Source organism: Dialister sp. UBA1703 (assembly GCA_002320515.1).
Classification (GTDB): Bacteria; Bacillota; Negativicutes; order Veillonellales; family Dialisteraceae; genus Dialister.
Genome location: DCJJ01000115.1, coordinates 1 through 4,361 on the forward strand (window position 1 = coordinate 1; position 4,361 = coordinate 4,361).

The 4,361-nt window shown below is 50.1% G+C and carries 6 protein-coding genes; 5 read left to right on the plus strand and 1 reads right to left on the minus strand.

Annotation, left to right across the window (positions count from 1 at the left end):
* Positions 1 to 201 (minus strand): hypothetical protein (locus B2Y11_RS05415; protein WP_291057084.1); only part of this gene is annotated, 201 nt, incomplete at its 3' end.
* Positions 202 to 296: 95 nt separating this feature from the next.
* Here B2Y11_RS05415 and groES point away from each other — a divergent pair.
* The 5 genes from groES (at position 297) to B2Y11_RS05440 (ending at position 4,330) form a co-directional block, all read left to right on the plus strand.
* A complete protein-coding gene (gene groES, locus B2Y11_RS05420) occupies positions 297 to 578 on the plus strand; it encodes a co-chaperone GroES (protein ID WP_008860470.1) in 282 nt (93 codons plus the stop codon).
* A 29-nt stretch (positions 579 to 607) separates the two neighbouring features.
* Positions 608 to 2,221: a chaperonin GroEL gene (gene groL / locus B2Y11_RS05425; protein WP_291057087.1), complete on the plus strand. Its 1,614-nt coding sequence runs from the start codon at positions 608 to 610 to the stop codon at positions 2,219 to 2,221.
* Between the two features lie 164 nt (positions 2,222 to 2,385).
* Positions 2,386 to 2,754, plus strand: a complete 369-nt coding sequence (locus B2Y11_RS05430; RefSeq protein WP_291057089.1) for a DUF488 domain-containing protein — start codon at positions 2,386 to 2,388, stop codon at positions 2,752 to 2,754.
* Positions 2,755 to 2,774: 20 nt separating this feature from the next.
* Positions 2,775 to 3,668 carry a LysR family transcriptional regulator gene (locus tag B2Y11_RS05435; RefSeq protein ID WP_291057091.1) on the plus strand — a complete coding sequence of 298 codons (894 nt, stop codon included), beginning with the start codon at positions 2,775 to 2,777 and terminating at the stop codon, positions 3,666 to 3,668.
* A gap of 122 nt (positions 3,669 to 3,790) precedes the next feature.
* Positions 3,791 to 4,330, plus strand: a complete 540-nt coding sequence (locus B2Y11_RS05440; protein WP_291057093.1) for a flavodoxin family protein — start codon at positions 3,791 to 3,793, stop codon at positions 4,328 to 4,330.
* The last annotated feature ends 31 nt before the right edge of the window (positions 4,331 to 4,361 follow it).

The window sequence follows — 4,361 nt, forward strand, 5'->3', positions numbered from 1 at the left end:
CTGCGAATTAATCAGTGCTTCCCTGGCCTGCCCAATAAGAGGCTTTCCTATTGTCGGCTGACCGGCGACCGTCGAAATGACAGTGAGGCGGAGTGGAATCTGTGTCATTTCTTTTTTCACAGCCCCAATCCACACCCTCTGAATCCTCTGAACCGTGGCAGGACATTTCAGGCCTTCCCTTTTCATAATGATTTTTTTCAATAAAACACTTGCATTTTTGAAGAAAGTTATGTATTATAGAAAAGTAAGTTAGCACTCGATGTAAGTGAGTGCTAATAGTCAAAGGAGGAATAGACATGTTAAAACCATTGGCAGATCGTGTTCTCGTTAAAGTTGATGAAGAAGAAACAAAGACTAAAGGCGGAATCCTGATTCCGGATACAGCTCAGAAAAAATCCCAGAAAGGTACCGTTATGGCTATCGGTTCCGGCAAAGTGCTGGACAACGGCACCCGTCTTCCCTTCGAAGTCAAGGTAGGAGACCATGTTCTTTTTGCTAAATATTCCGGCGTAGATATTGATGAAGACGGCGAAAAGTACCTGCTTCTCGCTGAAAGAGATATCCTTGCTATTCTTTAATTCTCAATGAACTTATAGGAGTGATATAAATGGCTAAAAAAGTACTTTATAATGAAGAAGCCCGGGCAGCTCTCCTGAAGGGTGTTGACCAGCTGGCTAATGCAGTAAAGATTACCCTGGGACCGAAGGGCCGCAATGTAGTTCTTGACAAGAAATTCGGCGCTCCGAACATCGTTAATGACGGTGTTTCCATTGCCCGTGAAATCGAACTGAAGGATCCATTTGAAAACATGGGTGCCCAGCTTGTTAAAGAAGTAGCCACCAAGACCAACGATGTAGCCGGTGACGGCACCACCACCGCAACCCTGCTGGCTCAGTCCATGATTCATGAAGGCATGAGAAACGTAGCAGCCGGTGCCAACCCCATGGTGCTGAAGAAGGGCATTGAAGAAGCAGTCAAGGTTCTTGTAGATGAAATCAAGAAGAAGGCTGTTCCGGTTAAGACCAAGGAAGCCATCGCCCAGGTTGCTTCCATTTCCTCTGCTGATAAGACCATCGGCGGCCTCATTGCAGACGCTATGGAAAAAGTAGGCAACGACGGCGTTATCACTGTAGAAGACTCCAAGACCATGGGCACCAGCCTGAAGGTTGTAGAAGGCATGCAGTTTGACCGCGGCTACCTCTCCCCATACATGGTCACCGATCCGGATAAGATGGAATGCGTCATGGAAAATCCATTCATCCTCATCACCGACAAGAAGATCAACATGCTGCAGGATATGCTCCAGCTTCTGGAACAGGTTGCTCGTTCCGGCAAGGAACTCTTGATTATCGCTGAAGATGTGGAAGGCGAAGCACTGGCTACCCTGGTAGTGAACAGACTCCGTGGCACCCTTAAATGCGCTGCTGTCAAGGCTCCGGGATTCGGCGACCGCCGCAAGGCTATGCTGGAAGACATTGCCATCCTTACCGGCGGCCATGTGATTTCCGATGATATGGGCCGCAAGCTCCAGAGCGCAACCCTGGATGACCTGGGCACCGCTCATCAGGTACGCATTACCAAAGACAACACCACCATCGTAGGCGGTGCAGGGGACAAGGATGAAATCAAACACAGAGTGGAACAGATCCGCGAACAGTACAAAGATGCTGTTTCCCAGTTTGATAAAGACAAACTCCAGGAACGTCTGGCTAAGATGTCCGGCGGCATTGCTGTCATCGAAGTAGGCGCAGCTACTGAAGTTGAAATGAAAGATAAGAGACTCCGCATTGAAGATGCCCTGAATGCGACCAGAGCAGCTGTGGAAGAAGGCATCGTTGCCGGCGGCGGCACCACTTTCCTGGACATCCAGAAGAGCCTTGATTCCATCCAGGCTGAAGGCGATGTAAAGACCGGTGTCAACCTGGTTCGCCATGCCATCGAAGCTCCTGTACGCCAGATTGCTGACAACGCAGGCCTGGAAGGCGCTATCGTTGCTGAAAAGGTAAAAGAAGCAGGCGACGGCATCGGCTACAACGCAGCAGATGACAAGTATGAAGACATGCTGGCAGCAGGCATCGTAGATCCGGCCAAAGTCACCAGAAGCGCACTGCAGAACGCAGCTTCCATCGCCGCTCTCGTTCTCACCACCGAAGCGGTAGTAGGCGATCTCCCGGAAGAAAAACCGGCTATGCCTCCTATGCCTCAGGGCGGAATGATGTAATCTGATTTCTTCAGAAATACAGAACATGAAATAAAGGCTGTGAAATCATGAAAATGGTTTCACAGCCTTTTCTATTATGCCTTTCTTTTATGAAAATTTTGCAGAAGTCACATTTTTTTATGGAATTCCATGTTACAATAGGAATCGCGAAAGGAAGTCTTACTATGGATCTGAGAATCAAACGGGTATATGAAAAACCGGAAGAATCCGACGGTTTCCGTATTCTTACGGACCGTCTGTGGCCCCGGGGCATTTCTAAGGAAAAGGCAGCCCTGGATCTTTGGGAAAAGGCCATAGCACCGTCGCCGGAGCTTCGGAAGTGGTTCGGCCATGAACCGGAAAAGTTTGAAGAATTCAGAAGAAAATACAGGGATGAACTGGAAGAAAATCCGGAAACGGAAAGATTGATTTCCCTTGTAAAGGCAGAGCTGGCAAAGGGACCGGTGACCCTTCTCTTTGGCGCCAAGGACAAAGAACACAACCAGACGGTGGTACTTCAGGAATTTCTGCAGGAAAAGGGAAGCGCTTCGTAAAGAAATTAACAGGAGGCAGTATGGAATTAAGGGTTATTAAGTATTTCCTGGCAGTGGCCAGGGAGGAGAATATTACCAAAGCGGCGGAAACGCTTCACCTGACCCAGCCCACCCTTTCCCGGCAGCTTCGGGAACTGGAAGAGGAACTGGGGGCGGAGCTTTTCATCCGGGGCAAAAGGAGAACCACCCTCACAGAGGCGGGCATTCTTTTCAAGGTGCGGGCAGAGGAGCTGGTTTCCCTGGAAGAGAGAACCATCCATGAATTCTCCCATCTGAGTAAAGCGGTGGCAGGAGATGTGTACCTGGGCTGCGGAGAAACGGAAGCCATGCGGGAAGTGGTCAATGGTCTCTCGCCTCTTCTCCGTGAGTACAGGGACATTCATCTCCATCTTTTAAGTGGAAACGGGGAACAGTCCCTGGATTATCTGGAAAAAGGGCTCCTCGATTTTGCTCTCCTCTGCCGGAACGTGCCGCCGGAGGGGTACCACTATATCCGTCTGCCCTATCGGGACACCTGGGGGCTGCTCCTCAGGAAGGATAACCCTTTGGCCGGCAAACCGGGCATCCGGGTGGCGGATGTAAGGGAGGAACCGCTCATTGCTTCCGCCCAGATGGTCTCCAGAAATGAAATCCAGCGGTGGATGGGTGGGGATGGGGAGCTTCACATCGTGTCCACCTACAATCTGGCCTACAATGCGGCCTTTATGGTGGAAGCAGGCATGGGAAGCATGATTACCTATGACCGGCTCATTCCCTGCGATACGCCTTACCGGGAGAATCTGGTGTTCCGGCCCTTCATTCCTGCCCTGCACAACAGCAATTTCCTTGTATGGAAAAAGGAAAGAACCCTGTCCAAGGCGGCGGAACTTCTGAAAAGCCGGATGGAAGACTATTTTCAAAGGGGAAATGAGTAACCAAATCATGCCGAAACAGCATGATGAATAAAAACAATCGGGTATTGGTTATTATAATGCCTCCTGCTCTATAATGAAATCATCAAACAGGATGTTTCGTTGCAGAGCAGGAGGTGTTTTTGGTGGATAAAAATGTCATTGTTATTTCCACCAGTTTAAGGAGCGGGAGCAATTCCCAAAGGCTGGCAGAAGCCTTTGCCAAAGGGGCCGGTGAGGCGGGAAACCGGGTGGAAGTGATTTCCCTTCGTGGAAAGAAGTTCGGTTTCTGTACCGGCTGTCTTTCCTGTCAGAAAACATTCCACTGTTTCATGAAGGATGATGCAGAAGAAATCAGTGAAAAAATCGGGGCAGCGGATGTGGTGGCCTTTGCCACACCTGTCTATTACTACGGCATGAGCGGACAGATGAAAGCACTGCTGGACCGGTGCAATCCCCTGTTTCCGCAGGCATACCGTTTCCGGGATGTGTACCTGCTCATGACCGCAGCCGATGATAATCCCCATACACCGGAAAGGGCCATTTCCGGTATGACCGGCTGGATCGACTGCTTCCCCAAGTCCCGTCTGGCAGACACGGTCTTTGCCGGCGGCGTAACGGAGGCTGGGGATATTGAAAATCATGAAGTGCTGCATGAAGCTTTTGAAGCCGGCATGCATGTGTAGGAATGAATTAAGGAAGCACTGATTCATTCGC

What these genes read in the sequence shown, in the direction of transcription:
- groES (WP_008860470.1), top strand. Translation starts at nt 297, where the DNA reads ATGTTAAAACCATTGGCAGATCGTGTTCTCGTTAAAGTTGATGAAGAA.
- B2Y11_RS05430 (WP_291057089.1), top strand. Translation starts at nt 2,386, where the DNA reads ATGGATCTGAGAATCAAACGGGTATATGAAAAACCGGAAGAATCCGAC.
- B2Y11_RS05435 (WP_291057091.1), top strand. Translation starts at nt 2,775, where the DNA reads ATGGAATTAAGGGTTATTAAGTATTTCCTGGCAGTGGCCAGGGAGGAG.
- groL (WP_291057087.1), top strand. Translation starts at nt 608, where the DNA reads ATGGCTAAAAAAGTACTTTATAATGAAGAAGCCCGGGCAGCTCTCCTG.